The following is a 25,943-nucleotide window of genomic DNA, read 5'->3' as shown; positions in this document are numbered from 1 at the left end:
ATGCCGCTGGGGGTGATCGACGGACGCGGGGCGCAGCGGCGCCGCTGGCGCATCGGGCTGGCGCTGGCGGCGCTGGCCGGCCTCGCGGCGGCGGGGCTGGTGTTGTGGCTGGTCCATGACGCGACGATCGCGGCAGGATTCTTCGGCGCGGCGATCGTGCTGGCAGGCGTCGCGCTGGCGATCGCGATGCTGCGGCGTGTCGATACCCCTGCGACTGCGGTCGAGCATGACTGGGAACTGATCCGCGCGCTGGTCGAATCGAGCGACGACGGCATCGCCGTCACCGATCGGTCCGGGCGGCTGGTGTGCGCGAACGACTGCTACGAAAACCTGTTCGCCGGCTTTCCCACGCCGCCCTCGCTGCCGCTGGCGGGCGACGGCGCGGGGCAGCTGGCGGTCGCGGGCCGCGCGGCGTGGCGCGACGGTCGCGCATCGGCGGCGCTGCGCGGCGCGGTCGGCGCGATCGACGCGACGATCACCCGCGCGGGGCAGGAACAGGATATCCTGGTCTGGCGCTTCGCGCATGGCCCGGCGCCGTCGGGGCAGCCGGCGCGCTTCGCCGAGTCGATCGACGGCACGCTGGGCGCGCAGCTTGGCGCCTCCGGGGTGATGGCCGCGCTGGTCACCGCGCACGGCCATGTCCTTGCCGCCAACGCGGTGCTGCGCACCCGCGCCACCGGCACCCCCGACGGCGTGCTGACCGGCGAGGATCTCGCGCGCTTCCTGGCAGAGGACCAGGGCGGCACCGTCCGCTTCATCTCCGAAGGGGAGGGCGCCAACCCGCTGCGGCTGCTGCAGATCCCGCTGTCCGACGATGAGGAAGCGCCGATCCTGATCGCGATGGTCGACGTCGACACCGGCGTCGCCGGCAGCGCGGAGGATGTCGAGGCGCTGCTGATGCTGATGCCGTTCGGCATCGCGCTGGTCGATCGCGACGGCCGCTTCGTGCAGATGAACCAGGCGTTCGCGCGCGCCGCCGGAGTCGAGCCGGGCCAGCTGCCGGTCTATCCCGGCGATCTGGTGGTGCGCGAGGACAAGAGCGCGGTCGCCGATGCGGTGCGCCGCTTCGCCAGCGGGGCGGCGCGCTCCACCGACCTCGCCGTGCGGCTCAAGGATCACCCGGACGAACCGGTGGCGCTGTCGATCGCCGCCGCGCGCGGTCTGGGCGAGGCGGCGGTGCTGCTCAGCCTCAAGGACAATAACGAGGAAAACCGCCTCAAGCGCGAGGTGGCGCAGGCCACCAAGATGCAGGCGGTCGGTCAGCTGGCCGGCGGCGTGGCGCATGATTTCAACAATATCCTGACCGCGATCATCGGCCATTGCGACCTGATGCTGATGCGCCATTCCCCCGGCGACAGCGATTACGACGACATCCAGCAGATCCGCGCCAATTCCAACCGCGCCGCCAGCCTGACGCGTCAGCTGCTCGCCTTCTCGCGCCAGCAGACGTTGCGTCCGCAGGTGCTGCAACTGCCCGACGTCGTGTCGGAAGTGTCGAACCTGTTGCGCCGGCTGATGGGCGAAACGGTGGTGCTGGAGGTCAAGCACGGACGGGATCTGGGGCCGGTGCGCGCCGATCCGGGGCAGCTGGAACAGGTGGTCGTCAACCTTGCCGTCAACGCGCGCGACGCGATGCTGGCGAAGGGCAATGGCGGCAAGCTGACGATCCAGACCCGCTCCGTCCCGATCGCGGAGGTGCGCCGCCGCGGCAGCGATATCGTGCCGATCGGCGATTACACCGCGCTGGAAATCTCCGACACCGGCACCGGCATCCCGCCGGAGGTGCTGCCCAAGATCTTCGAGCCGTTCTTCACGACGAAGGAAGTCGGCAAGGGCACCGGCCTGGGCCTGTCGACCGTCTACGGCATCGTCAAGCAGTCGGGCGGCTACATCTTCGCCGATTCCAAGCCGGGGCAGGGCGCCACCTTCACCATCTACCTGCCGGTCCATGCGGCAAGCGGGCAGGAGCCGGCGACGCTGCTGACGGTGCCGACCCCCTCCGCGCGGCAACGGTCGAGCGATCTGTGGGGGACCGGCACGATCCTGCTGGTGGAGGATGAGGACATGGTCCGTGCCGTCGCCGAACGCGCGCTCGCGCGGCAGGGCTATACCGTGCTGGCGGCGGAGAATGGCGAGGCGGCGCTGGAGCTGCTCGCCGGGGTCGATCGCCCGACGCTGGTGATCTCGGACGTGATGATGCCGGTGATGGACGGCCCGACGCTCGCGCAGGCGCTGCGCCAGTTGCATCCCGGCATCCCGATCCTGTTCATGTCGGGCTATGCCGAGGAACAGCTGCGCCGCTCGATCGACCTCGACAACGTGTCGTTCCTGCCCAAGCCCTTCTCGGTCCAGCAGCTGGCGGAGGCGACCCGCGACGTCCTGCTGGCGCAACAGGGGACGCCTGCGGCATCGTGAAGCCATTGCGCGCGCGCCGCATCACGCTATGGCGGGATATATGACGATGCGCGTTTTGCTGGTCGAGGACGAACCCCTCATCGCGATGATGCTGGAGGATTTCCTGGAAGCCCTGGACAAGGGGCATGCCGGAACCGCCGATTGCGTCGCCGCCGCGCTGCCGATGGTGGCTGCCGGCGGTATCGACGCGGCGATCCTCGACGTGAACCTGCGCAGCGGGGAGAAGAGCTTCCCGATCGCCGACGCGCTCGCCGCACGCGGCATCCCGTTCGTCTTCGCGACCGGCGGCGGCGGGGAGGAAATCGCCCCCGAACACCGCGACCGCCCGCGCCTGTCGAAACCGTTCACGATGGACGGCGTCGACCAGGCGCTCGCCCAGCTTGGCTGAGGCGTGATCGCAGCGGGTACCCGGTTCGTCATGCCGGACCTGTTGCGGCATTGGTCGCACCGGTCATCATCCCAGCGAAGGCTGGGATCTCCCGGCGATAGCACGTCGCGACAACCGCTGAAGGCCCCGGCCTTCGCTGGGGCGACGTCTCGGGTCGGCTGGATGATGCGCCAACCCTCACGCTGATCCGGGACATAGGAGCGGGACGGGGCGCGGCGGAAGAGGTCACCCCCTCCCGCGCGCGCCCACGAACCGCCTACTGACCCTCGGTCGCCGTCCCCGCGTCCAGCCCCTTCACGAACTGCGCGCCATGCTTCACCTGCGCGGTGGACGCGGCCAGCGCGCCGCCGACCGGCTCGGCCCGTCCGCCCAGGCACGGCGCCAGGAAGTTTTCCGCCACCGCGTTGAACGCGATATTGTTCACCGGCCGGGCAAAGCCATGGCCCTCGTCGGGGAACACCACATAGGTGACCGGGATGTTCTTGGCCGCCATCGCCGCGACGATCTGGTCGCTTTCGGCGACGTTGACGCGCGGGTCGTTGGCGCCCTGGCCGATCAGCAGCGGCTTCTTGATGCGGTCCACGAACGTCAGCGGGCTGCGCTCCTTCAGCAGCGCGCGCCCCGCCTCGGTGGTCGGATCGCCCATCCGCTTGTAGAATTGCTGCTTGCCCGCTTCCCAGTACGGCGGGATCGTCTTGAGCAGGGTGAACAGGTTCGACGGCCCGACGATATCGACGCCGCACGCGAACGCATCGGGGGTGAACGTCAGCCCGGCGAGCGTGGCATAGCCGCCGTAGGAGCCGCCCATGATCGCCACCTTGTCCTTGGCGGTGACGCCCTGCTTCACCGCCCAGTCGACCGCGTCGATCAGGTCGTCGTGCATCTTGCGGCCCCATTGCAGGTCGCCGGCGGACACGAAATTCTTCCCGAACCCGGTCGATCCGCGATAATTGACCGACAGCACCGCATAGCCGCGGTTCGCCAGCCACTGGTGATAGCCGTTATAGCCGTATCCGTCGCGCGCCCACGGCCCGCCATGGACGAACAGCACCATCGGCACCGGCCCGGTCGCGCCCTTCGGCTTCGTCAGGTACGACACCAATGTCAGCCCGTCGCGCGCCTTGATCTCCACCGGCTCCATCGCGACCAGCGGTGCGCCGACCAGTTCCGGGCGGGTCACGTACAGCTGCGTCAGCGCCTTGGCTTTGCGATCGTAGACATAGGTGGCGACCGGCGCATCGACCGGGTCGAACGTCACCAGCCACTTGTCGTCGGCATCGGTGCGGCTGCCGATCGAAAACTCGCCTTTGTTCTGCGCCTTCAGGAACGCCAGGTCCGCCTTCACCGCATCGCCCACCGGGACATATTCGTTGGTCAGGTAATCGACCGAATAGGCCTCGAGCTGACCGGTCACGGGGTTGAACAGCCCGCCGTCGACATCCGCCTTAGCGCTCTGCCCGACGATCGCGGTCCTCCCGCTTGCCACGTCCTGCGCGATCAGCGCGGCAGTGTCGCGCCCGCGCGAATCGGTCCAGTACAGGGTCTTTCCGTCGGTGGTGAAACCCAGCGGGGCGGTGGTCAGCGAATCCTCCAGCCCGACCTGCGCGACCGGCGTCGTCTCCACCGTCGTGCCGGTGACGCGGAAATAGTCGCTGCCGCCATCGGGTCGCGCCTTGCTGGCCAGCCGCAGCTTCAGCTGATCGTCGGCGACGAACCCGGCATAGCCGTCGTTCTGCATCACCTTGGTCAACTGCCCGGTGTTGAGGTTCAGGTCATAGACGTCGTGCCAGCGCGGGTCGCGGTTGTTGACCCCGATCAGGATGCGGTCCTTGATCGTCTGGCTGGCGCCGATCACCATCACGCGGGTCTTTTCGAACGGGGTCAGCGTCTTCTGCGCGCCCGTGGCGATATCGACGCCGTACAGCAGGAAATTTTCGTCTCCGCCCTTGTCGTTGACGTACAGGATCGAGCGCGAGTCCGGCGCCCAGAAGCTCTGCCGGATCGGGCGCCCCTTCTCGGCGGTCAGCGGGCGGGCCTGGTCGGGCTTGTCGGATGGCGCGACCCAGATGTTGAGCACCCCGTCACGCGGCGCGATGAAGGTGATCCACTTGCCGTCGGGGGACAGCTTGCCCCCGGTCCGCGTCGGGTTGCCGAACAGCTTGGCGCGCTCGATCAGCGGCACCGCGCCCGGTTTGTTCGCCATCGCCGCCATCACCGGCTGGATCGCGAGCAGCGCCGCACCGGCGGCCAGAATCGCTTTCATCATGCTTGAATCCTCCCTGCTGTATTAGCCGAGCATGGCACGCGGTGCCGTCATGCGGCAACGCTAATATCCTTGCGTTTGACCCGCCTTCCGCGACATAGGCGTGCGCGTTATGACCCACATGTTCGACAAATCCCGCCTGCCCAGCCGCCACGTCTCGGTCGGGCCGGAGCGCGCGCCGCACCGCAGCTATTACTACGCCATGGGCCTGTCGGAGGAGGAGATCGCGCGCCCGTTCGTCGCGCTTGCCTCCGCGGGCAACGACAGCGCGCCGTGCAACACCACGCTCGATGCGCAGGCCGATGCCGCCCGCCGCGGGGTGGAGCAGGGCGGGGGGATGCCGCGCCGCTTCAACACCATCACCGTGACCGACGGGATCGCGATGGGCCACCAGGGGATGAAATCCTCGCTGGTCAGCCGCGAGGTGATCGCCGATTCGGTCGAACTGTCGGTGCGCGGCCATTGCTATGACGCGCTGGTCGGGTTCGCGGGGTGCGACAAGTCGCTGCCGGGGATGATGATGGCGATGCTGCGCCTCAACGTGCCCTCGATCTTCGTCTACGGCGGATCGATCCTGCCCGGCCGGTTCGAGGATCGCGACGTCACCGTCGTGGATGTGTTCGAGGTGGTCGGCCGCTATGCCGCGGGCACCTGCCCGATCAGCGAGGTGCATGCGCTCGAAAAGGTCGCCTGCCCCGGTCACGGCGCGTGCGGCGGGCAATATACCGCCAATACCATGGCCTGCGTCGGTGAGGCGATCGGCCTGTCGCTGCCCAACAGCAACATGGTCCCCGCGCCCTACACCACGCGCGAACAGATCGCGGTCGCGGCGGGCGCGCAGGTGATGGAACTGCTGGCGAAGAACATCCGCCCGCGCGACATCTGCACCCGCGATGCGTTCGAGAATGCGGCGCGCATCGTCGCTGCCACCGGCGGATCGACCAACGGCGCGCTCCACCTGCCCGCGATGGCGCATGAGGCGGGGATCGCGTTCGACCTGTTCGACGTCGCGGAAATCTTCAAGTCGACGCCGTACATCGCCGATCTGAAGCCGGGCGGGAAATATGTCGCCAAGGACATGTACGAGGCCGGCGGCGTCTACATGCTGATGAAGACATTGCTGTCCGAAGGGCTGCTGCAGGGCGACTGCATGACCGTCACCGGCAGGACGCTGGGCGAGAATATCGATCAGGTGACGTGGAACCCCGATCAGAAGGTGATCTACGACGCGAAGGCGCCGATCACCCCGACCGGAGGCGTCGTCGGCCTGCGCGGCACGCTCGCCCCCGATGGCGCGATCGTGAAGATCGCGGGGATGCACCGGCTCCAGTTCGAGGGCCCGGCGCGCTGCTTCGATTGCGAGGAGGATGCCTTCGCCGCCGTGGAGGCGCGCGCGATCCGCGAGGGCGAGGTCGTGGTGATCCGCTACGAAGGGCCAAAGGGCGGGCCGGGGATGCGCGAGATGCTGTCCACCACCGCCGCGCTCTACGGGCTGGGGCTGGGGGAAAAGGTCGCGCTCATCACCGATGGGCGCTTCTCGGGTGCGACGCGCGGCTTCTGCATCGGCCATGTCGGGCCGGAGGCGGCGGACGGCGGCCCGATCGCGCTGGTCGAGGACGGCGACACGATCCGCATCGATGCGGAAGCGGGGACGATCGACCTGATGGTCGACGACGCCGCGCTTGCCGATCGCCGCGCGCGCTGGACCGCGCGACAGAATGACTATGGCGCCGGCGCATTGTGGCGCTATGCGCAGAATGTCGGCCCTGCCTATAAGGGGGCGGTCACCCACCCCGGCGCGGCAGCGGAGCGGCATGTTTACGCGGATATCTGATCGGTCCATCCTCCCCGTCGTGCTGACGGCGCTGGCGCTGCTGGTGTCGTGCAAGGAACGCACCACCGACACGTCGGTACTGGCGAAGGTGGAGGCCGATCAGACCAGCGCCGCCGCCGACGAAGGACGCATCAACTGCGCGCTCGCCGGGGCGGACACGTTCCAGCGCGCGTGCCGCGTCGATCGCGGCACCGACACCGCCGGGCGGCTGGTGCTGACGGTCCATCACCCGGACGGCGGCTTCCGCCGGTTGCTGGTGACGCGCGATGGCCGTGGCGTCACCGCGGCGGATGGCGCGCAGCCGGCGAAGGTCGGGATCGTCGACGCGGGTGAGATAGAGGTCGCGGTCGGCAGCGATATCTATCGCCTTCCCGCCACGGTGAAGCCCACCGGGACGCCTTCCCCCGCGGCGGCGCCGTCGCCCACGCCATCGGAAACGGCCCGACCGCAATGATCCCCCTTTCCGGTCTGCCGGTGCTGACCGCGGCGCAGATGCGTGCCGCGGAAGACAGCGCGATCGCCGCGGGCACCGGTGTCGGTACGCTGATGCAGCGCGCCGGCCAGGGTGTCGCCGACGCCGTGCTGCGGCTCGCCGGCCCGCATGAGATCCTGATCCTGTGCGGCCCCGGCAACAACGGCGGGGACGGCTATGTCGCCGCCGCGCGCCTGCTCGCCGCCGGGCGCAAGGTCCGCATCGCCGCCGCCGGCGATCCGCGCGGGGATGCCGCACGGGTGGCGCGCGCAGGGTGGGGCGGGGTGGTCGAACCGCTCGCCACCGCGCGCGGCGCGCCGGTGGTGGTCGACGCGCTGTTCGGCACCGGCCTGTCGCGCCCGCTTGACCCCGCCGATGCCGCCGCGCTCGCGCGGCTGACGACGCCGGCGACGCTGTCGATCGCGGTCGACCTGCCCAGCGGCATCACCACCGATACCGGCGCGTTGCTCGGCGACGTGCCCGCGTTCGACGTCACGCTCGCGCTCGGCGCGGTGAAGCCCGCGCATCTGCTCCAGCCCGGCGCCAGCCGCTGCGGCGCGGTGCGCCTCATACCGATCGGCGTGGAAAGCGCCCCCGCCGCGCACGTCCTGGCCGCCCCGGCACTCGCCGCGCCCGCGCCCGACAGCCACAAGTTCACGCGCGGCATGGTCGCGGTGGTGAAGGGGCGGATGGCCGGCGCCTCGCATCTGGCGGCGACCGCCGCGATGCATGCCGGCGCTGGCTATGTCGCGCTGCTCGGCCCCACCATCCCCGGCGCGCCGCACGCCCTGGTCCGCCGCCGCCTCGACGATGCGACGCTTGGTGACCCGCGCATCGGCGCGCTTGTCGTCGGTCCCGGCCTTGGCCGCGATGACGAGGCGCAGGCGCTGCTCGACCGCGCGCTGGCGGCCGCGCATCCGCTGGTGATCGACGGCGACGCGCTCCATCTGGTCACGCCGCAGCGGCTCGCCGCCCGCACCGCGCCGATGATCCTGACCCCGCACGCCGGCGAGTTCGCGGCGCTGTTTGGCGCCCCCGCCGGATCGAAGCTCGACGCCGCGCGTGCCGCCGCGCGGGCGAGCGGCGTGGTGGTGGTCTTCAAGGGGGCCGACACCGTCATCGCCGCCCCCGACGGTCGCGCCACGCTCGCTCCCGCGGCCAGCGCCTGGCTGTCGACCGCGGGCACCGGCGACGTGCTGGCCGGGGCGATCGCGGCGATGCTGGCGGGCGGGCGCGACCCCTTCGCCGCCGCCGGCGCGGGCGTCTGGCTCCATGCCGAGGCCGCGCGCCGCGCCGGCCCGGCGTTCATCGCGGACGATCTTGCCGCACGATTGGCAGGGATATTGGCATGACCACGATCGTCCGCGTCGCCGCGCGCGGTGACGGCGTCACCGACGACGGCCGCCACATCCCCTTCGCCGCGCCCGGCGATACGATCGCGGCGGACGGTACCGTCCAGCCCGGCCCGCATCACCATGCGCCGCCGTGCCGCCACTTCCCGGCGTGCGGCGGCTGCCGGCTCCAGCATCTCGACGACCAAAGCTGGTCCGGTTTCATCGTCGAACGGGTCGCCTCCGCGCTCGCCGCGCAGGGGCTGTCCGCGCCGATCCGCGCGCCGCAGCTGTCGCCGCCGCGCACCCGCCGCCGAGCGACGCTCCATTTCGATCCCGCCGGCCGGCTCGGCTTCGCGCAGGAAAAGAGCCACCAGCTGGTCGACGTGCAGGAATGCCACGTCCTCGCGCCCGAACTGTTCGCGCTGGTCAAGCCGCTCAAGCGCCTGCTCCCCTCGTTCAAGCCGAAACGCCGCCTCGACGTCCATCTGGCGCTCGCCGATCAGGGCGTGGACCTCATCGTCACCGGGATCGCGCCGGAGGGGCTGGCCCATGCCGATGCGATCTCCGCCTTCGCGCAGGAGCATCGCCTCGCGCGATTCGCGTTCGACGACGGCATGGGGCCGGAAACCCGCTGGGAACCCGATGCGGTGACGGTCACGCTGGGCGGCGTGGCGGTTCCGCTACCCCCCGCCGCGTTCCTTCAGGCGACGCGCGAGGGGGAGGCCGCGCTGGTCGCCGCGGTGCGCGAGGCGATCGGCGATGCCGGCACCGTCGCTGACCTGTTCGCCGGCCTCGGCACCTTCGCGCTCGCGCTGCCCGGCCGCGTCTATGCAGCGGAGGGCGCGCGCGACGCGATCGCCGCGCTGAAGGCCGCCGCGGCCCGCACGCAGCGGCTGGTCTTCACCGAACATCGCGACCTATTCCGCCGCCCGTTGACCACGGCCGAGCTGAACCGGTTCGGCGCGATCGTCCTGGATCCGCCGCGCGCCGGCGCGCGCGAACAGGCGGTGCAGCTGGCCGCCTCCAGCGTGCAGGCCATCGCCTATGTCTCCTGCAATCCCAGCAGCTTCGCACGCGATACGAAGACATTGTGCGAGGGCGGCTGGCGGCTCGACTGGGTGCAGCCGGTCGGCCAGTTCCGCTGGTCGACGCATGTCGAACTGGCCGCGCGCTTCAGTAGATAGCTTCCCCGAAGCGCCGCGCGCTTCAATAAACAGCCTCGACAAAGAACAGCCCGTCGGGCGGCGCGTTCAGCCCCAGCCGCTGGCGATCCGCCGCCGCCAGCGCATCGGCCAGGTCGTCGCACGTCCACCGCCCCATGCCCACCATCGCCAGGCACCCGACCATCGAGCGGACCTGATGGTGCAGGAACGATCGCGCTGCCGCGCGCACCGTTACCCGGTCGCCGTCGCGCGCCACGTCCAGCCGCGACAGCGTCTTGACCGGGCTGGCCGACTGGCAATGCGCCGAGCGGAAGGTGGTGAAGTCATGCCGCCCGACCAGCAGCTGCGCGGCCTCATGCATCGCTCCGGCGTCCAGCGGCTGCGGCACCTGCCACGCCAACCCCTTTTCGACCGTCAACGGCGCGCGCCGGTTGGCGATGCGATATTCATAGGCGCGGCCCAGGCACGAAAAACGCGCATGCCAGTCGTCGGGGACCGTTTCGCACGCCAGCACCGCGACCGGCGCCGGCCGCAACCGCGCGTTCAGCGCTTCCATCAACCGGAACGGCTCGATCGGCTTGGCGATCTCGACATGCGCGCGCATCCCCAGCGCATGGACCCCCGCGTCCGTGCGCCCGGCGGCATGGCACGTCACCGTCTCGCCGGTGATCGTCGCGGCGGCGTCCTCGATCGCCTGCTGCACACTCGGCCCGTGCGCCTGCCGCTGCCAGCCCATGAACGGGCGGCCGTCATACTCCACCGTCAGCGCGAAGCGGGTCAAAGGCGCGTTCCCGCCGCGACCGGGAAGCCGCGCAGCAAGTCCTCCACCCCCATCTCGCCACGCCCCGCGCGCTTGACCCGGAAGGGACGGATCGCGTCCTCGCCGCACGCGATCAGCAACCGGTCGTCCAGCACCTCACCCGGCGCGCCGCGCCCGTCCTCGATGTCGGCGCGCAGCACCTTGATCCGCTCCCCGCCATGTTCGAGGAACGCGCCCGGCGCGGGGTTCAGCGCATCGATCAGCCGGTCGACCTCGATCGCTGGGCGCGCGAAGTCGATCCGGGCCTCCTCCTTGGCGATCTTCGCGGCATAGGTGACGCCCTCCTCGGGCTGCGGCACCGGCGGAAAGGCATCCGGGTCCGCCAGCACCCGGACCATCAGCGCGGCGCCCATCGCCGCCAGCTCCTCGGTCAGCTCGCCGGTCGTCTTGCCCGCGCACCGCGTGCGCCCCTCCAGCCGCACCGGCCCGGTATCCAGCCCGCGCTCCATCTGCATGATTCCCACGCCCGTCTCGGCATCGCCCGCCATGATCGCGCGCTGGATCGGCGCCGCCCCGCGCCAGCGCGGCAGCAACGATCCGTGGACGTTCAGGCACCCCAGGCGCGGCGCATCGAGCACCGCCTGCGGCAGGATCAGGCCGTAGGCCGCCACCACCGCGACATCCGCGCCCAGTGCCGCGAACGCTTCAACCGCGCCGTCCTCGCGGAACGACACCGGGCTACGCACCGGGATACCGTGCGCTTCGGCCCGCCGCTGCACCGGCGAGGGCACCAGCTCGCGCCCGCGCCGCCCGCCCGGCCGCGGCGGCTGGCTGTACGCCGCCACGACGTCATGCCCCGCTGCGACCAGCGCATCCAGCGTCGGCACCGCGAACTCGGGCGTCCCCATGAAGATGATCCGCATGGCCCGCTCTCGACACGCTGGCGGCGCGTCGCGCAACCCCCTATCTGTTCCGGCATGGCATCTCAGGAGATCGACGCGCTCACCAGCGCGCTGGCGCGGCTTCCCGGCTTCGGCCCGCGCTCGGCGCGGCGCGCGGTGCTGCATCTGGTCAAGAAGCGCGAGGGCGCGCTCGTCCCCTTGCGCGCCGCGCTGGTCGCGGTGGAGGAACGGCTGGCGACCTGTTCGATCTGCGGCAATGTCGACACCACCGATCCGTGCGGCATCTGCGCCGATCCGCGCCGCGACGATCGCGCATTGTGCGTGGTGGAGGATGTCAGCGACCTGTGGGCGCTCGATCGGTCGCGGCTGTTCCCCGGCCGCTACCACGTGCTGGGCGGGCGGCTGTCCGCGCTGGAGGGCGTCCGGCCGGAGGATCTGGCGATCGACAGCCTGCTCGCACGTGTCGCGGGCGGCGGGGTGGACGAAGTGGTGCTGGCGATGAACGCCACGCTGGAGGGGCAGACGACCGCGCATTACCTCGCCGAGCGGCTGGAGAAATTCCCCATCCGCCTCACCCAGCTGGCGCACGGCCTGCCGGTCGGCGGCGAACTCGACTATCTCGACGAAGGCACGCTGGCGCAGGCGCTGCGCGCCCGCCGCCCGGTGGCGTGATCCGCGCCGTCCGTATCCGCGTCCCTTCACTTCCGTTCGCTCTGAGGAGCCGTTGAGCCTGCCGGAACCGCGTCTTGAAGGGGGCTTGGGACAAAAGCCTTCGCCACGCACCGGATGAACGATGGCGTGGTAGCCCCCTCGCTTGACGCTGTCGGGCCGCGCCCCTAGCTGGCGCGCATGGCCATTCTTCCGATCGTCGAAGTCCCCGATGCGCGCCTGCGCGAAACCTGCGCCCCCGTCGCGGAGGTGACCGACGAGGTGCGCGGCATCGTCGCCGACATGTTCGACACGATGTACGCCGCGCGTGGCATCGGCCTCGCCGCGATCCAGGTCGGCATCATGAAGCGCATCGTCGTCATCGACCTGCAGGACGGCATCGAGGAAGGCGAGGAAGCCGCGCCCGAGGCGGCGCGCGATCCTCACGCCTATATCAACCCGGAAATCACCTGGGTCAGCGAGGAATTGTCGACCTACAACGAGGGCTGCCTGTCGATCCCGGAGCAATATGCCGAGGTGACGCGCCCCGCGCGCTGCCGTGTGACGTGGCTCGACACCGACGGCGCCCGGCAGGAGGCCGAGTATGACGGCCTGATGGCGACGTGCATGCAGCATGAGATCGATCATCTCAACGGCGTGCTGTTCATCGACCATATCTCGCGGCTGAAGCGGAGCATGTTGATGAAGAAGCTCGACAAGCTGCGCCGCGGCTGACCCCGCCGAAGCGGAAAGTCCCACCGTCATGCCGGACCTGTTCCGGCATCCACCGCGCCGCATACACGACGCCCTCGGTCCAGCGGGACAGTTGCACCTGTAAGCAGGCGCTCCGGGACGACGAAGCATCCGCTTGAATGGCGCACCCGCCCCGGCCGATTAGCGGTTGCCGCCACGCCGTCGTTCGATCTATGTTCCGCGCATGGTCGAATATCTCCTCATCGCGCTCGTCGCCGTCGCACTGGGCCTTCTCATCGGCTGGCTAGCGGGCAAGCGGGAGGTCGCGGCGCTGCGCACCGACCGCGATGCGCAGGCCGAGCAGTTTCGCCGCGCGATCACCGATCTGGCCGCCGCGGAGGAGCGCGCGAAAGCAGCCGAGACGCTCCGGGAAGAGCTGACGCAGGCGCGTGACGAGCGCGAGGCCGCGCGCCTCGACGTCTCGCGCCTGACCGCCGAGGGTCGCGCCGCCGAGCAGCGCATCGCCGACCTGAAGGTCGCCGCGGACGAGATGACGCTGCGCTTCAAGGAAGTGGCGCAGACCGCGCTGACCGACGCGCAAAAGGCGTTCCTGGAGCGTGCCGAGGCGCGGCTGCGCCAGTCGGAGGAACAGGCCGGGCAGGGGCTGAAGGCGCTGCTGCAACCCGTCAACGACCGGCTGCTGCGCTATGAGGAAGGCGTGGCAAAGATCGAGGCGGAGCGCCGCGATGCCTTCGGCCAGTTGCATGGGCAGATCGAGGCGATGCGCGCCGGGCAGGAGCGCGTCTCGGGCGAGGCGGCCAAGCTGGTTAACGCGCTGCGCAACGCGCCCAAGGCGCGGGGCCGGTGGGGCGAGCAGCAATTGCGCAACGTCCTCGAAAGCTGCGGCCTTGCCGAGCACACCGATTTCCAGATGGAGGTCAGCGTCGCGGCCGAGGACGGGCAGGGCCGGCTGCGTCCGGACGCGATCGTCCGCGTGCCCGGCGGCAAGTCGCTCATCATCGACGCCAAGGTATCGCTCAACGCTTACCAGGATGCGTTCGGCGCGGTGGATGAGGGCGAGCGCCAGCTGGGCCTCGCCGCGCACGCCGCCTCGATGCGCGCGCATGTCAACGCGCTGGGAGCCAAGGCCTATTGGACGCAGTTCGCCGATGCGCCCGAATATGTGGTGATGTTCGTGCCGGGCGAACATTTCCTGTCCGCCGCGCTCGAACATGATCCGACATTGTGGGACTTCGCCTTCGACCGCCGCGTGCTACTGGCCACGCCGACCAACCTGATCGCGATCGCGCGCACCGTCTCGGCGGTGTGGCGACAGGAAAAACTGGCCGCGCAGGCGCAGGAGATCGCCGCGCTCGGCAAGGAACTCTACGCGCGCCTCGCGGTGATGGGCGGGCATGTGTCGAAACTCGGCAAGAACCTTGATACCGCGATGGGCGCCTATAACGCCTTCGTGGGCAGCCTCGAAAGCCAGGTGCTGACCAGCGCGAAACGGTTCGAGACGCTTAACGTCGACACCGGCAACCGCTCGATCGAGGCGCTCCCGGTCGGCGAACAGATCGCCCGCCCGCTCACCAAGCTGGCAGCGCTGGACGATGCGGCGGAATAGCGATGGCGCTAGGGCCGATCGACATTCGCCTCCGTTCGCCCTGAGGAGCCGTTGAGCTTGTCGAAACGGCGTCTCGAAGGGATGCCCAGATCGGATCGTCTCCCGGACGATCCTGAATCTATCGGTGGCATGTTTCCCAGCATGCGCTTCGAGACGAGGCTTCGACTTCGCTCAGCCTCTCCTCAGCATGAACGGATCGTGGGCCTGAGGGTCGATCCGACCTAGGGCCGGTGCCCGCCACATCCCTCCAGCCGCCGGCCGCGCCAGACGATCGTGACACGGTCGGGATAGACGCGATCGCTCATTCCGTCGCTACATGCAGTCCGCTCGGTCGTGATCGTCAGCGCCCGGGACCGCCAGCGCCAGCCGCGCGGCCGGCGTTCGGGGTGATCGACCGCCACCACCACGTCGCGCCGCCCCGGCTCGCCGATCCGCGCGCGGCGACCGGTGATCGCGACGTTCCAGAACGGCTCGGTTCCCAGCGCGCGGTAGATGGCGGGCGGGGTCGCCGCGGCGATTGCCAGCGCGGCGATCATCCGCGGCCGTGCCGCGCCAGCACCTCATAGGCCATCACCGCGGTCGCCACCGCCGCGTTCAGGCTGTCGGCCTTGCCGCACATCGGCAGCTTGACCAGCAGGTCGCACGCCGCCTCGTAATCCTCGGGCAGACCCTGCGCCTCGTTGCCGGTCAGCAGGAAGGTGGGGGCGGCATAGGGCGCATCGCGATAGCCTTCCTCGGTCTGGAGGCTCAGTCCCACCAACTGCCCCGGACCCTGGCGCAGCCACGCGATGAATTCCGTCCACGGCGTTCGCACGATCGGCACCGTGAACAGCGCCCCCATGCTGGCGCGCACGGCCTCGGTGGAAAACGGGTCGACGCATTCGTCCACCAGGATCAGCGCGCCCGCGCCCACCGCATCGCCGGTGCGCAGGATCGTGCCCAGATTGCCCGGATCGCGCAGCCGCTCGGCCACCAGCCAGATCGGCGCGGCGGCGCGGTCCAGCGCGTCGAGCGTCGTCTCGAACATGTCGAACACGCCGACCACCGCCTGCGGATTGTCCTTGCCCGACAATTTGGACAGGATGTCGGGCGTGGTCTCGATCGCCTCGCCATAGTCCGCCTCGACCGCGTCGATCAGCGCGCGCACCAGCGGGTGGCCCGCGCTGGCCGCGGCGAAGAACAGGAACCGCGGCACGCGCCCCGTCTCCAGCGCCTCGGTCAGGATGCGCAGCCCCTCGGCGAGGAACAACCCTTCCTCGCGCCGGTGGCGCTTGTCGCGCAGGCCCTGCACGCGCTTGACCAGCGGGTTCGAATAAGCGGTGATGGTTCTGGGCATCAGGCGGCGCACATGGACGGGAAGGGGGATCAATCCTCCCCGAACTTGCCCTCCACCAGCGCGCACATCGCCTGCACCGCATCCTCGGCGGCGTCGCCGTCGGCGCTGATCGTGATATGGTCGCCCTTCGCGGCGCCCAGCATCATCAGCCCCATGATCGACGTGCCGATCACCTCCGAATCGCCCTTGGCGACCTTCACCGACGTCGGCAGGTTCGACGCCAGCGTCACGAACTTGGCGCTGGCGCGCGCGTGCAGACCGCGGCGGTTGGTGACCTCGACGGTGCGCGAGACGGTCACGCCGCCGCCTCGCCCAGCACCTCGGACGCCACCGAGATATATTTGCGCCCCGCCTCGCGCGCGGCGGCCACCGCGGCGACGACGGTCATCGCCTTGCGCGCCGATTCGAGCCGGATCAGCATCGGCAGGTTGATCCCCGCGATCACCTCCACGCGCCCGCGCTCCATCAGCGAGATCGCCAGGTTGGAGGGCGTGCCGCCGAACAGGTCGGTCAGCACGATCACGCCGCGCCCGTCGTCCACCTCCGCGATCGCCCCGGCGATGTCGGCGCGCCGCGCCTCCATATCGTCGTCGGGGCCGATCGCGACGGTACGCACCTGTTTCTGCGGCCCGACGACATGCTCCATCGCCGTCACGAATTCATCCGCGAGCCGGCCATGGGTGACGAGTACCAGGCCGATCATGGGGCCGATCATTGTTTTCGACATTCCGTTCATAGACCCTGCGGCCGTCCCTCAGGCGTATCCTGCGGCGCGGCGCCCAGATCGCGATGCCGGATGGTGGGCGAAAAACCGCCGTCGCGCAACCGCCCAGCCACGCGCTCGGCGACATGGACCGAGCGATGCTTGCCCCCCGTGCACCCGAAGGCGACGGTGACATAGGGTTTTCCCTCCGCATGGTAGCGCGGCAGCAGGAGCAGCAGCAGCTCCTCGATCCGCCCGACCGCCTCGTCATAGGCGGGGTCCGCCGCGATATAGGCGCCGACGCGCGCGTCGCGCCCCGTCAGCGGGCGCAGCGCCGGGTCCCAGTGCGGATTGCGCAGGAACCGCATGTCGAACACCAGGTCGGCGCCGGTCGGCACACCGCGCGAAAAGCCGAACGACTCGACCGTCAGCGTCGTTTCGCCCTGCGCCTCGCGCACGAACGCCTCGCGGATCTGCTGCGCCAGCGCGTTGGGGCGCATCCGCGTCGTGTCGATCAGCCGGTCGGCCGCCGCGCGCAGCGGCGCCAGCAGCGTGCGCTCCTGCGCGATCCCCTCGGCCGCGGGGCGATCGGTGGCCAGCGGGTGGCGCCGCCGCGTCTCGACATAGCGACGCGCCAACTCGCTACCGGAACAGTCGAGGAACAGGATCTCCGCCGAGACGCCGGCACGGGTGCGCAGGTGGTCGACATGGCGGATCACCGCCTCCGGATCGAAATCGCGCGTTCCCGTGCCCAGCCCGACCGCGATCGGCCGCTCCGGCCCGCCGCCGTCGCCGGCCGGGGCGATCACCACGCGCCCCAGCAGCGACAACGGAATGTTGTCGACCGTCTCCCAGCCCAGGTCTTCCAGCGTCTTGAGCACATTGGTCTTGCCCGCGCCCGCCATGCCGGTGACGATCAGTACCTCGGTCATCGCGCCGCCTCCACCGCGCGCGCCAGCGCCCATTCGACCTTGATCGGCGCGCTGGGCCAGCGCGGGTCGATCACCACCTGGGGCAGGGTGACGCCGGCGATCTCGATCATCTGCGGGTCGGGCATCCGTTCGTCCTCATCGCCGAGCGCCACCGCCATGACGACCGGCGCGACGATTCGATAGGGCCAATCGACGATTCCGATCCCGCGCACCTCCATCCGCCCCGCGATCGTCGCGGGGGCGGCGGCGGTCAGCACCCCGTCGCTGGCGGTCAGCACGGTGTAATCGTCGGACACCAGCTCCGCGCCGCGGTCGATCAGGCGCAGCGCCAGGTCGGATTTGCCCGCCCCCGACCGCCCGGTGATGATCACCCCCCATCCGCCGATCGCGACCGTGGTGGCGTGCAGCGTCAGCGTGTCGGTCATTGCGGCACCTCCGGCACCAGCGGCAGGCGAACGACGAAGCGCGCGCCGCTCGACCGGTCCTCGCGCTGTTCCACGGTGATCTCGCCCTGGTGCCCGTCGACGATCGTCCGCGCGATCGCCAGCCCCAGTCCGGAATGTTCGCCGAACCCCTCGCTCGACGGGCGGACCGAGTGGAACCGGCGGAAGATCGCCTCGCGCGCTTCCTCGGGCACGCCCGGCCCCTCGTCCTCGACGCGGATCTCCAGCATCGCCTGGTCGCGCCGCGCGGCGATGCTCACCAGCCCGCCGTCGGGGGAAAAGGAAATGGCATTGTCCAGCAGGTTGGCGAACACGCGTTCCAGCCGCGCGCCCTCGCCCTGCACGATCAGCGGTGCCGGATCGGGCCGGTCGAACCGCAGCCGCACGTCGCGCGCGACCCCGCGGTGCAGCCGGTCGGCGACCATCGCGCCGATCATCGCGGCGATATCCACCGGCTCGAACGTCGCCCGGCTCAATTGCGCATCGAGCCGCGAGGCATCGGAAATGTCGCTGATGAGGCGGTCGAGCCGGTGGACGTCGTCCTTGACGATCGCGAGCAGCTTGGCCTGCAACGCCGGGTTGTGGACCCGTTCCAGCCCGTCGACGGCGGAGCGCAGCGAGGCGAGCGGGTTCTTCAACTCATGCGTCACGTCCGCGGCGAACGCCTCGGTCGCGTCGATCCGCGCGCGCAGCGCCAGGCTCATGTCCGACAGCGCGCGCGCCAGCATCCCGATCTCGTCACGGCGATCGGGCAGTCGCGGCACCACCACCTCGCGCGCCCGGCCCAGCCGCACGCGCACCGCCGCGCGGGCAAGGCGGCGCAGCGGGTTGACGATCGTGCGCGCCAGGAACAGCGACAACGCGATCGAGATGACCGCCGCCACCATCAGCACCACGCTCAGCCGGAACCGCTCCAGCCGCACGCGCTCGGTGACGTCGCGTGCATTGACGCTGCTCATCAGCGCGCGGCCGCCCGGCAGCGGCGCGGCGGCGGTGATGACGGGGGTGCGATCCGGCGCGCGCCAGATGGTGACGGAATAGGGCTTGCCGGCCTGCACCTGCGCCACGTCGTTCCATTCGTGCCCGTTGCGCCGCTCGCGATAGCCGGGGGCCAGCGGCGCGCGCACGATCCGGTCGATCGCGGCATCCAGCCAGCGCGCGCTGCGTTTCGCCAGCCCGTCATGGTCGGGGTCTTCCAGCCGGAAGTTGGCGATCCCCAGCTGGCGACTGTCGGCGATCGTCGCGCCGTCCGCACCGTACAGCCGCAGCCGCGCACCGGTGTCGCGTGCCAGTCGCGCCAGTAGCGGGTCGCGTTCCGCCGGGCCGACCGCGGACAGCGCCTCGGCCATCAGCCGCGCCTCGCGCGCGGCCTGCACGACGCGCCCGTCGAGGATGCGCGTGCGGAAGGAGTCGAGGTAGAAGAACCCCCCGGCCAGCAGCAACAGCGCGAAGATGTTCACCGCCAGGATACGCGGCGTCAGCGACACCCGCCCCGTCAGCGCTACCGCCTGCTCGGCGGCCTCACTCCTCGGAGAAGCGATAGCCGGCGCCATACAGCGTCTCGATCGAATCGAACTGCGGATCGACCTCGCGGAACTTCCGCCGGACGCGCTTGATATGCGAATCGATCGTCCGGTCGTCGACGTAGATGTCGTCCTGGTACGCGGCATCCATCAACTGGTTGCGCGTCTTCACGATGCCGGGGCGCTGCGCCAGCGTTTCCAGGATCAGGAATTCGGTGACGGTCAGCGTCACGGCGTCGCCCGCCCAGGTGACGCGGTGGCGCGCCGGGTCCATCATCAGCCGCCCGCGCTCGATCGGCCCCTGCGCCTCACCCTCCGCGCCGTCGCTGGCGGGGGCGGCCTCGGTGCGGCGCAGGATGGCGCGGATGCGCGCGATCAGCAGCCGTGGGCTGAACGGCTTGGCGATATAATCGTCGGCGCCCATCGCCAGCCCCAGCGCCTCGTCCAGCTCGTCGTCCTTGCTGGTCAGGAAGATCACCGGGATCTGGCTCTTCTCCCGCAGCCGGCGCAGCAGCTCCAGACCGTCCATCTTCGGCATCTTGATGTCGAAGATCGCCAGATCGGCGGGGTTGTCGGTCAGGGCCTTCAGCGCGGTCTCGCCGTCCGAGTAGACGCGCGTCAGGAACCCTTCGGCCTGCAGCTGGATCGATACGGAGGTCAGGATGTTGCGGTCGTCGTCGACCAGCGCGATCGTAGCGGTCATCGTACGGGCCGGAACAGGGGTGCGGGCCGGGGCAGGGTCCGGGTCATGCGTTGCGGCGTAGATCAAAGCGGCGCGCGCCTCAATGCCCGCCCGCGATCGCAGCTGTCCCGGCATGACGCGCCGGCAGCGTGTTTAACATGTTTGACGCGGTCGGCGGGTATCGGTATCCGATCGTCAGGGTTACGGGGCGCGGCCGTCCGGCTGCGCGCCGATGCAGGAAGAGGACGGACCATTGAGCGATCGCATTCCTACCGCCGGACTGGACACGATGGGCATCGAAACCCGCGCGACCGTCCACTGGAACCTTGTCACCGCGCGGCTGGTCGAGCTGGCCGTCGCGCGCGGCGAGGGGAAGCTGTCGGCCGACGGCCCGCTGGTCGTCGAAACCGGTCAGCACACCGGCCGCTCGGCGCAGGACAAGTTCACCGTCCGCGATGCCGAGACCGAGGATAGCGTGTGGTGGGGCAAGTCGAACAAGCCGATGGACCCCGCGCATTTCGCGGCGCTGAAGGCCGATTTCCTCGCCGCGCTGCGTGAAAAGGGCGACCTGTTCGTCCAGGACCTGTTCGGTGGGTCGCAGCCGGGGCACCGCGTTCGCGTGCGCGTCGTCAACGAGCTGGCGTGGCACAATCTGTTCATCCGCACGATGCTGGTCCGGCCGGAGGAGGCCGAACTGAAGGGCTTCGTGCCCGACTATACGATCATCGACCTGCCCAGCTTCCGCGCCGATCCCGCGCGCCACGGCTGCCGCAGCGAAACCGTGATCGCGGTCAACCTGACCGAGAAGCTGATCCTGATCGGCGGCACGAAATATGCCGGCGAGATGAAGAAGTCGGTGTTCGGCATCCTCAACTATCTGCTGCCGACCGCGGGCGTGATGCCGATGCACTGTTCGGCGAACATGGGGGACGACGGGCGCACCGCGGTGTTCTTCGGCCTGTCGGGCACCGGCAAGACGACGCTGTCCGCCGATCCCAAGCGCACGCTGATCGGCGACGACGAACATGGCTGGTCGGACGATGCGGTCTTCAATTTCGAGGGCGGCTGCTATGCCAAGATGATCCGCCTGTCGGCCGATGCCGAGCCGGAGATCTTCGCGACGACAAAGCGCTTCGGCACGGTGCTGGAAAACGTCGTGATGGACGAGGTCACCCGCCAGCTCGACCTCGACGACAACAGCCTCGCGGAAAACAGCCGCGGCGCCTATCCGATCGATTTTATCCCCAATACGTCAGAAAAGAACATGGGGGGCACGCCGAAGAACATCGTCATGCTCACCGCCGACGCCTATGGCATCCTGCCGCCGATCGCGAAGCTGACGCCGGATCAGGCGATGTACCATTTCCTGTCGGGCTATACCGCGCGTGTCGCGGGGACGGAAATCGGCGTGACCGAACCGGACGCGACCTTCTCCACCTGCTTCGGCGCGCCGTTCATGCCGCGCCATCCGTCGGTCTACGGCAATCTGCTGAAGGAGCGGATCGCGCGGGGCGGGGTGGATTGCTGGCTGGTCAACACCGGCTGGACCGGCGGCAAGTACGGCACCGGCCACCGCATGCCGATCAAGGCGACGCGCGCGCTGCTCGACGCCGCGCTCGACGGCAGCCTCAACAATGCCGAATTCCGTACCGATCCCAATTTCGGGTTCAAGGTGCCGGTGTCGGTGCCCGGTGTCGACACCGCGATCCTCGACCCGCGCGAAACCTGGGCGGACAAGGCCGCCTATGACGCGACCGCCGCGAAGCTCGTCGACCTGTTCAACGAGAATTTCGCGCAATTCGCCGACCATGTCGACCAGGGCGTCCGCGAAGCCGCGCCCAGGGCGCCCGCGACCGCGACCTGACCGCGCGCCGGCCCGGTCGCGTCTCCCCGCGACCGGGCCGGAGGATACGGCTCAATCCTCCGCCTCGACCACCACCACGCCGCCGTCCACCGCGACGATCCGCACCGCGCTGCCCGCGGGCAGTTCGGGGCCGCGCGCCGGCCAGCTGCCGTCGTCGATCGTCACGCGCCCCCGGCCATGCTCGATCGCGGTTTCCAGCCGCGCGACGCTGCCGATCATCCGCGCGGTGCGGTCGTTGAGCCGCGCATCGCCGCCGGTCACCGGAAAGTCGCGATACCACCGCCGCCCCACCGCGACCGCCACCGCGCTCCACACCGCGAACGACAGCAATTGCACCGGCAGCGCGACGCCCGGCACCGCCACCAGCAGCGCGGCGGTGATCGCCGCCGCCACCGCCAGGAAGATCAGGAACACGCCCGGCACCACCAGCTCGGCGATCCCCAGCGCCAGCGCGGCGATCAGCCAGCCGGTCGCCATGCCCCCGATATCGTCCAGCATCACGATTGCGGCAGCTCGAACGGCCCGCGCGGCTTCTCCGGCCGGGCCGGCGCGGCCGGCGCCGCATCCGGCTTGAGCGCCTCCTTGGCCAGTTCGCCGATCCCGCCCAACGTCCCGATCAGCTGCGTCGCCTCGACCGGGAACAGGATCGTCTTGGCATTGGGGCTGGTCGCGAACTTGCCGACCGCCTCGACATATTTCTGCGCGATGAAATAGTTGATCGCCTGCGTGCCGCCACGCTCGATCGCCTCGCTCACCACCTGCGTCGCCTTCGCCTCCGCCTCGGCCGCGCGCTCGCGCGCCTCCGCGTCGCGATAGGCGGATTCGCGCCGCCCCTCGGCTTCCAGGATGCGCGCCTGCTTCTGCCCTTCGGCGCGCAGGATCTCGGACGCGCGGCTGCCCTCGGCGTCGAGGATGTTGGCGCGCTTTTCGCGCTCCGCCTTCATCTGCCGCGCCATCGCGTTGACGATATCCTGCGGCGGGCGGATGTCCTTGATCTCGACACGGGTGATCTTCACCCCCCAGGGCGTCGTCGCGTGATCGACGACATTGAGCAGCCGCGCGTTGATCTCGTCGCGCTTCGACAGCGTCTCATCGAGGTCCATCGATCCCATCACGGTGCGCAGGTTGGTCGTCACCAGGTTCAGCAGCGCATTGTACAGGTCGCTGACCTCATAGGCTGCCTTGGGCGCGTCCAGCACCTGAAAGAACACCACCCCGTCGGTGGAGATCATCGCATTGTCCTTGGTGATGATTTCCTGCCCTGGAATGTCGATCACCTGCTCCATCATGTTCACCCGCCGTCCGACGCGGTAGAAGAAGGCGGGATAGAAATTGAACCCCGGCACCGCGGTGGCGGTGTAGCGGCCGAAATGTTCGATCGTATATTGATAGCCCTGGCGAACGATCTTGATGCTGGTCATCAGGTACGCGAGCACCAGGACAAGGAACAGGATGGCGGCGATCAGCATGGTCGTGGCAACTCCCCCGGTACAGGGCGCCGATGATAGCGCGCGCGCGACGCGCCGCCTAGCGCCGCGCGATCCCCGGCGATCCGGCCCCTAGCGATCCGCCGCGCTTGCGGTTACATGGCGCGCCACTCCTGCACCTCCCTGGGATTCGGCATTACATGGATATCCGCCTCGGCCTCACCTTCGACGACGTCCTGCTCGTTCCGGCCGAGTCGAGCGTCCTGCCGGGGGAGGCGGACACCCGCACCCGGCTGACGCGCGGCATCGCGCTCAACATCCCGGTCGTTTCCTCCGCGATGGATACCGTGACGGAGGCGGACATGGCGATCGTCATGGCGCAGCTGGGCGGGATCGGCGTCCTTCACCGCAACCTGACCGTCGACGAACAGGTCGCGGCGGTGCGGCAGGTGAAGCGCTTCGAAAGCGGCATGGTCGTCAACCCGATCACCATCGCCCCCGAAGCGACGCTGGCGCAGGCGCAGGCGCTGATGGCCGCGCACCGGATCAGCGGCATTCCGGTGACGGAGAAGGACGGGCGGCTCGTTGGCATCCTCACCAACCGCGACGTGCGCTTCGCCGAAAACCCGCACCAGCCGGTCGCCGAGCTGATGACGCGCGACAACCTCGCCACCGTTTCGACGGGCGTGGGGCAGGAGGAGGCGCGCCGCCTGCTCCACCAGCGCCGCATCGAAAAGCTGCTGGTGGTGGACGAGGCGTATCGCTGCGTCGGCCTCATCACCGTCAAGGACATCGAAAAGGCGGTGATGTACCCGGAGGCGACCAAGGACGCCGCCGGCCGCCTGCGCGTCGCCGCCGCCACCACCGTGGGGGACAAGGGCTTCGACCGGACCGAGGCGCTGGTCGATGCCGAATGCGACCTGATCGTCATCGACACCGCGCACGGCCACAACAGCGACGTCGCCCGCGCGGTCGAACGCGTGAAGAAGCTCTCGAACGCGGTCCAGGTCGTCGCCGGCAACGTCGCCACCGCCGCCGCCACGCGCGCGCTGATCGACGCGGGCGCCGACGGGATCAAGGTCGGCATCGGCCCCGGCTCCATCTGCACCACCCGCGTCGTCGCGGGCGTCGGCGTGCCGCAGCTGACAGCGGTGATGGACTGCGCGGAGGAAGCCGCCAAGTCGGGCGTCCCCGTGATCGCCGACGGCGGCCTCCGCACCTCGGGCGATCTGGCCAAGGCGCTGGCCGCCGGCGCGTCGACCTGCATGGTCGGATCGCTGCTGGCGGGGACCGAGGAAGCGCCGGGCGAAACCTTCCTTTATCAAGGGCGTGCGTACAAATCCTACCGCGGCATGGGATCGGTCGGCGCGATGGGGCGCGGCTCCGCCGACCGCTATTTCCAGGGCGAGGTCCGCGACCAGCTCAAGCTGGTGCCCGAGGGGATCGAGGGGCAGGTGCCGTTCAAGGGCCCGGCGCGCGAGGTGATCCACCAGCTGGTCGGCGGGATCAAGGCGGCGATGGGCTATACCGGCTCCGCCGCCATCCCCGATCTGCAACGCCGCGCGCAATTCGTCCGCATCACCGGCGCGGGCCTGAAGGAAAGCCACGTCCATGACGTGACGATCACCCGCGAGGCACCGAACTACCCGACGCGATAGGACGGGGGTTAGGCAACTCCCGTTCGTACCGGCGGGGCGCGCGAGAGCGTCCAGGCCCGGCAAACGACGCGCATCGCGCGGCGCTCCGAAATGCGCGGCGAGTTGGCCACGCGCCGGAACCTTGCGATAAATGTGCTGACCGGAGGATTGGACCATGCGCCTGGACAAGCTTCCTTACCGCGACAAACCTATGGAACTCCGCGGTTTGCCAACGCTGTACGGTGGCGAGGGCTACTGGCTGACCGCTCTGCCGATGCCGCTGACGTCAACGCTTCAACATTCGCCCGGCGCGCTGGCTCACCCGGGTCGCGGCTATCGCGATTTCGCGGAGCCGGGGGAGGTGCCGGTCAGCTTCGAGAATGACGATGGTGCGGGCGATCTGCCTGGTTCGCCTATGATCGCGGCGGCCGCGTGGCTGATCGGCAACGATGCGGTGGTGGAGCGGGCGATCGTCACGGCCCTGCTTTCGTCGCTGGGAAAGCTGGCCGCCCTTCAGGATGGCATCCATGGGTTGACCGACGAACGGGTCGACCGAACATGGGACGAAGCGCAAGTGCGCCAGAGGTGCCGCCTCCTCCACATCGTCCTGCAGGATGTGGTGGGAGAGCCGCCCTATTTCGGCGTGGAATTCGCCTGCACCTGGGATACCGAGCACGGTTACGGCCTGATGTTTCATGGCACGCAAGTCGTCGAATGGGGCGGCGGAGACGTACCGAACTCGATGTGGATAGCCCGGCGACACGCCGAGGGGCGCAGTCGAGACCAGACGAGTGGTTGAGGATTTCCTTTCCGCCCGGTCTGCTCGGACTGTGTTGATCGCCGTCTTCACCCAGAGTGCTCCGAACGCGGACCCCGCGAACAGCGACGCGGCGGCGC

General features: G+C 69.7%; 25 protein-coding genes. 12 read left to right on the top strand and 13 right to left on the bottom strand.

Annotated features, from left to right (window positions below; genetic code table 11):
- Both COA17_RS11820 and COA17_RS11815 read left to right on the top strand, forming a co-directional pair.
- A complete protein-coding gene (locus tag COA17_RS11820) occupies positions 1 to 2,415 on the top strand; it encodes a hybrid sensor histidine kinase/response regulator (protein WP_066489661.1) in 2,415 nt (804 codons plus the stop codon).
- A gap of 40 nt (positions 2,416 to 2,455) precedes the next feature.
- Positions 2,456 to 2,803: a response regulator gene (locus COA17_RS11815; protein WP_066489670.1), complete on the top strand. Its 348-nt coding sequence runs from the start codon at positions 2,456 to 2,458 to the stop codon at positions 2,801 to 2,803.
- Between the two features lie 256 nt (positions 2,804 to 3,059).
- Here the strand turns inward: COA17_RS11815 and COA17_RS11810 are convergent, their stop codons facing one another.
- The gene (locus tag COA17_RS11810; protein WP_217991007.1) at positions 3,060 to 5,069 is read right to left on the bottom strand and encodes a S9 family peptidase; all 2,010 of its coding nucleotides are present in this window, start codon (positions 5,067 to 5,069) and stop codon (positions 3,060 to 3,062) included.
- A 109-nt stretch (positions 5,070 to 5,178) separates the two neighbouring features.
- Here COA17_RS11810 and ilvD point away from each other — a divergent pair, with 109 nt between their 5' ends.
- Genes ilvD through COA17_RS11790 form a run of 4 tightly spaced genes read left to right on the top strand, consistent with a single transcriptional unit; the run spans position 5,179 to position 9,890 of the window.
- Positions 5,179 to 6,900 carry a dihydroxy-acid dehydratase gene (ilvD, locus tag COA17_RS11805; protein WP_096612634.1) on the top strand — a complete coding sequence of 574 codons (1,722 nt, stop codon included), beginning with the start codon at positions 5,179 to 5,181 and terminating at the stop codon, positions 6,898 to 6,900.
- A gap of 19 nt (positions 6,901 to 6,919) precedes the next feature.
- Complete coding sequence (locus COA17_RS11800; RefSeq protein ID WP_176484884.1) at positions 6,920 to 7,354, top strand: hypothetical protein; 435 nt, start codon at positions 6,920 to 6,922, stop codon at positions 7,352 to 7,354.
- On the top strand, positions 7,351 to 8,724 hold the full coding sequence (locus COA17_RS11795; RefSeq protein WP_096612632.1) for an NAD(P)H-hydrate dehydratase: 1,374 nt from the start codon (positions 7,351 to 7,353) through the stop codon (positions 8,722 to 8,724). The genes COA17_RS11800 and COA17_RS11795 overlap by 4 nt, the downstream gene beginning before the upstream one ends.
- Positions 8,721 to 9,890, top strand: a complete 1,170-nt coding sequence (locus COA17_RS11790) for a class I SAM-dependent RNA methyltransferase (protein ID WP_096612630.1) — start codon at positions 8,721 to 8,723, stop codon at positions 9,888 to 9,890. The genes COA17_RS11795 and COA17_RS11790 overlap by 4 nt, the downstream gene beginning before the upstream one ends.
- A 22-nt stretch (positions 9,891 to 9,912) precedes the next feature.
- On the opposite strand, the gene truA is transcribed toward COA17_RS11790, so the two are convergent.
- Together truA and fmt are read right to left on the bottom strand one after the other, a co-directional pair.
- A complete protein-coding gene (truA, locus tag COA17_RS11785) occupies positions 9,913 to 10,650 on the bottom strand; it encodes a tRNA pseudouridine(38-40) synthase TruA (RefSeq protein WP_096612628.1) in 738 nt (245 codons plus the stop codon).
- On the bottom strand, positions 10,647 to 11,552 hold the full coding sequence (gene fmt, locus COA17_RS11780; protein WP_096612626.1) for a methionyl-tRNA formyltransferase: 906 nt from the start codon (positions 11,550 to 11,552) through the stop codon (positions 10,647 to 10,649). The genes truA and fmt overlap by 4 nt, the downstream gene beginning before the upstream one ends.
- Positions 11,553 to 11,606: 54 nt before the next feature.
- On the opposite strand from fmt, the gene recR reads away from it, so the two are divergent.
- The 3 genes from recR to COA17_RS11765 all read left to right on the top strand — a co-directional run bounded on the left by recR (position 11,607) and on the right by COA17_RS11765 (position 14,499).
- Positions 11,607 to 12,203, top strand: a complete 597-nt coding sequence (gene recR / locus COA17_RS11775) for a recombination mediator RecR (protein ID WP_066488771.1) — start codon at positions 11,607 to 11,609, stop codon at positions 12,201 to 12,203.
- A 177-nt stretch (positions 12,204 to 12,380) separates the two neighbouring features.
- The gene (gene def / locus COA17_RS11770; RefSeq protein WP_066488768.1) at positions 12,381 to 12,914 is read left to right on the top strand and encodes a peptide deformylase; all 534 of its coding nucleotides are present in this window, start codon (positions 12,381 to 12,383) and stop codon (positions 12,912 to 12,914) included.
- A 202-nt stretch (positions 12,915 to 13,116) separates the two neighbouring features.
- Positions 13,117 to 14,499, top strand: coding sequence for a DNA recombination protein RmuC (locus tag COA17_RS11765; protein ID WP_066488765.1), 1,383 nt, complete (start codon positions 13,117 to 13,119; stop codon positions 14,497 to 14,499).
- 221 nt (positions 14,500 to 14,720) lie between these two features.
- On the opposite strand, the gene COA17_RS11760 is transcribed toward COA17_RS11765, so the two are convergent.
- From COA17_RS11760 to COA17_RS11725, 8 genes are read right to left on the bottom strand one after another with little or no spacing between them, the layout of a single operon-like run.
- Entirely contained in the window at positions 14,721 to 15,035 is a 315-nt protein-coding gene (locus tag COA17_RS11760) for a hypothetical protein (protein ID WP_066488763.1), read from the bottom strand.
- Positions 15,032 to 15,835 (bottom strand): TrmH family RNA methyltransferase, encoded by an 804-nt coding sequence (locus COA17_RS11755; RefSeq protein WP_096612757.1) that lies wholly within the window; start codon positions 15,833 to 15,835, stop codon positions 15,032 to 15,034. Before COA17_RS11755 ends, COA17_RS11760 begins: the two co-directional genes overlap by 4 nt.
- A gap of 29 nt (positions 15,836 to 15,864) precedes the next feature.
- Positions 15,865 to 16,134, bottom strand: a complete 270-nt coding sequence (locus tag COA17_RS11750; RefSeq protein WP_066488759.1) for an HPr family phosphocarrier protein — start codon at positions 16,132 to 16,134, stop codon at positions 15,865 to 15,867.
- Positions 16,131 to 16,538 (bottom strand): PTS sugar transporter subunit IIA, encoded by a 408-nt coding sequence (locus COA17_RS11745; RefSeq protein WP_066488783.1) that lies wholly within the window; start codon positions 16,536 to 16,538, stop codon positions 16,131 to 16,133. Before COA17_RS11745 ends, COA17_RS11750 begins: the two co-directional genes overlap by 4 nt.
- Positions 16,539 to 16,567: 29 nt before the next feature.
- Positions 16,568 to 17,470 (bottom strand): RNase adapter RapZ, encoded by a 903-nt coding sequence (gene rapZ, locus COA17_RS11740; RefSeq protein ID WP_066488781.1) that lies wholly within the window; start codon positions 17,468 to 17,470, stop codon positions 16,568 to 16,570.
- Positions 17,467 to 17,895 (bottom strand): HPr kinase/phosphorylase, encoded by a 429-nt coding sequence (locus COA17_RS11735; protein ID WP_096612624.1) that lies wholly within the window; start codon positions 17,893 to 17,895, stop codon positions 17,467 to 17,469. The genes rapZ and COA17_RS11735 overlap by 4 nt, the downstream gene beginning before the upstream one ends.
- Complete coding sequence (locus COA17_RS11730) at positions 17,892 to 19,466, bottom strand: sensor histidine kinase (protein WP_096612622.1); 1,575 nt, start codon at positions 19,464 to 19,466, stop codon at positions 17,892 to 17,894. The genes COA17_RS11735 and COA17_RS11730 overlap by 4 nt, the downstream gene beginning before the upstream one ends.
- A complete protein-coding gene (locus tag COA17_RS11725) occupies positions 19,435 to 20,139 on the bottom strand; it encodes a response regulator transcription factor (RefSeq protein ID WP_096612620.1) in 705 nt (234 codons plus the stop codon). The genes COA17_RS11730 and COA17_RS11725 overlap by 32 nt, the downstream gene beginning before the upstream one ends.
- Positions 20,140 to 20,371: 232 nt before the next feature.
- Here COA17_RS11725 and COA17_RS11720 point away from each other — a divergent pair, with 232 nt between their 5' ends.
- Positions 20,372 to 21,982, top strand: coding sequence for a phosphoenolpyruvate carboxykinase (locus tag COA17_RS11720; protein ID WP_096612618.1), 1,611 nt, complete (start codon positions 20,372 to 20,374; stop codon positions 21,980 to 21,982).
- A 51-nt stretch (positions 21,983 to 22,033) separates the two neighbouring features.
- On the opposite strand, the gene COA17_RS11715 is transcribed toward COA17_RS11720, so the two are convergent.
- Both COA17_RS11715 and COA17_RS11710 read right to left on the bottom strand, forming a co-directional pair.
- Positions 22,034 to 22,480, bottom strand: a complete 447-nt coding sequence (locus COA17_RS11715; protein WP_176484882.1) for an NfeD family protein — start codon at positions 22,478 to 22,480, stop codon at positions 22,034 to 22,036.
- Positions 22,480 to 23,451: an SPFH domain-containing protein gene (locus COA17_RS11710; RefSeq protein ID WP_066489785.1), complete on the bottom strand. Its 972-nt coding sequence runs from the start codon at positions 23,449 to 23,451 to the stop codon at positions 22,480 to 22,482. The genes COA17_RS11715 and COA17_RS11710 overlap by 1 nt, the downstream gene beginning before the upstream one ends.
- A gap of 158 nt (positions 23,452 to 23,609) precedes the next feature.
- On the opposite strand from COA17_RS11710, the gene guaB reads away from it, so the two are divergent.
- Both guaB and COA17_RS11700 read left to right on the top strand, forming a co-directional pair.
- Positions 23,610 to 25,067 (top strand): IMP dehydrogenase, encoded by a 1,458-nt coding sequence (gene guaB / locus COA17_RS11705; RefSeq protein ID WP_066489781.1) that lies wholly within the window; start codon positions 23,610 to 23,612, stop codon positions 25,065 to 25,067.
- A 154-nt stretch (positions 25,068 to 25,221) separates the two neighbouring features.
- Positions 25,222 to 25,845: a DUF6985 domain-containing protein gene (locus COA17_RS11700; RefSeq protein WP_066489779.1), complete on the top strand. Its 624-nt coding sequence runs from the start codon at positions 25,222 to 25,224 to the stop codon at positions 25,843 to 25,845.
- The last annotated feature ends 98 nt before the right edge of the window (positions 25,846 to 25,943 follow it).

It is taken from the genome of Sphingomonas ginsenosidimutans, from assembly GCF_002374835.1.
Taxonomy (GTDB): Bacteria; Pseudomonadota; Alphaproteobacteria; order Sphingomonadales; family Sphingomonadaceae; genus Sphingomonas; species Sphingomonas ginsenosidimutans.
This window is presented reverse-complemented; position numbering and strand designations above follow the sequence as displayed.

Coding starts and splice junctions, on each gene's coding strand:
- COA17_RS11820 (WP_066489661.1), top strand. CDS start 1: ATGCCGCTGGGGGTGATCGACGGACGCGGGGCGCAGCGGCGCCGCTGG.
- COA17_RS11815 (WP_066489670.1), top strand. CDS start 2,456: ATGACGATGCGCGTTTTGCTGGTCGAGGACGAACCCCTCATCGCGATG.
- COA17_RS11810 (WP_217991007.1), bottom strand. CDS start 5,069: ATGATGAAAGCGATTCTGGCCGCCGGTGCGGCGCTGCTCGCGATCCAG.
- ilvD (WP_096612634.1), top strand. CDS start 5,179: ATGACCCACATGTTCGACAAATCCCGCCTGCCCAGCCGCCACGTCTCG.
- COA17_RS11795 (WP_096612632.1), top strand. CDS start 7,351: ATGATCCCCCTTTCCGGTCTGCCGGTGCTGACCGCGGCGCAGATGCGT.
- COA17_RS11790 (WP_096612630.1), top strand. CDS start 8,721: ATGACCACGATCGTCCGCGTCGCCGCGCGCGGTGACGGCGTCACCGAC.
- fmt (WP_096612626.1), bottom strand. CDS start 11,552: ATGCGGATCATCTTCATGGGGACGCCCGAGTTCGCGGTGCCGACGCTG.
- recR (WP_066488771.1), top strand. CDS start 11,607: ATGGCATCTCAGGAGATCGACGCGCTCACCAGCGCGCTGGCGCGGCTT.
- def (WP_066488768.1), top strand. CDS start 12,381: ATGGCCATTCTTCCGATCGTCGAAGTCCCCGATGCGCGCCTGCGCGAA.
- COA17_RS11765 (WP_066488765.1), top strand. CDS start 13,117: ATGGTCGAATATCTCCTCATCGCGCTCGTCGCCGTCGCACTGGGCCTT.
- COA17_RS11760 (WP_066488763.1), bottom strand. CDS start 15,035: ATGATCGCCGCGCTGGCAATCGCCGCGGCGACCCCGCCCGCCATCTAC.
- COA17_RS11755 (WP_096612757.1), bottom strand. CDS start 15,835: ATGCCCAGAACCATCACCGCTTATTCGAACCCGCTGGTCAAGCGCGTG.
- COA17_RS11745 (WP_066488783.1), bottom strand. CDS start 16,538: ATGATCGGCCTGGTACTCGTCACCCATGGCCGGCTCGCGGATGAATTC.
- rapZ (WP_066488781.1), bottom strand. CDS start 17,470: ATGACCGAGGTACTGATCGTCACCGGCATGGCGGGCGCGGGCAAGACC.
- COA17_RS11735 (WP_096612624.1), bottom strand. CDS start 17,895: ATGACCGACACGCTGACGCTGCACGCCACCACGGTCGCGATCGGCGGA.
- COA17_RS11730 (WP_096612622.1), bottom strand. CDS start 19,466: ATGGCGCCGGCTATCGCTTCTCCGAGGAGTGAGGCCGCCGAGCAGGCG.
- COA17_RS11725 (WP_096612620.1), bottom strand. CDS start 20,139: ATGACCGCTACGATCGCGCTGGTCGACGACGACCGCAACATCCTGACC.
- COA17_RS11715 (WP_176484882.1), bottom strand. CDS start 22,480: ATGCTGGACGATATCGGGGGCATGGCGACCGGCTGGCTGATCGCCGCG.
- COA17_RS11710 (WP_066489785.1), bottom strand. CDS start 23,451: ATGCTGATCGCCGCCATCCTGTTCCTTGTCCTGGTGCTCGCGTACCTG.
- guaB (WP_066489781.1), top strand. CDS start 23,610: ATGGATATCCGCCTCGGCCTCACCTTCGACGACGTCCTGCTCGTTCCG.
- COA17_RS11700 (WP_066489779.1), top strand. CDS start 25,222: ATGCGCCTGGACAAGCTTCCTTACCGCGACAAACCTATGGAACTCCGC.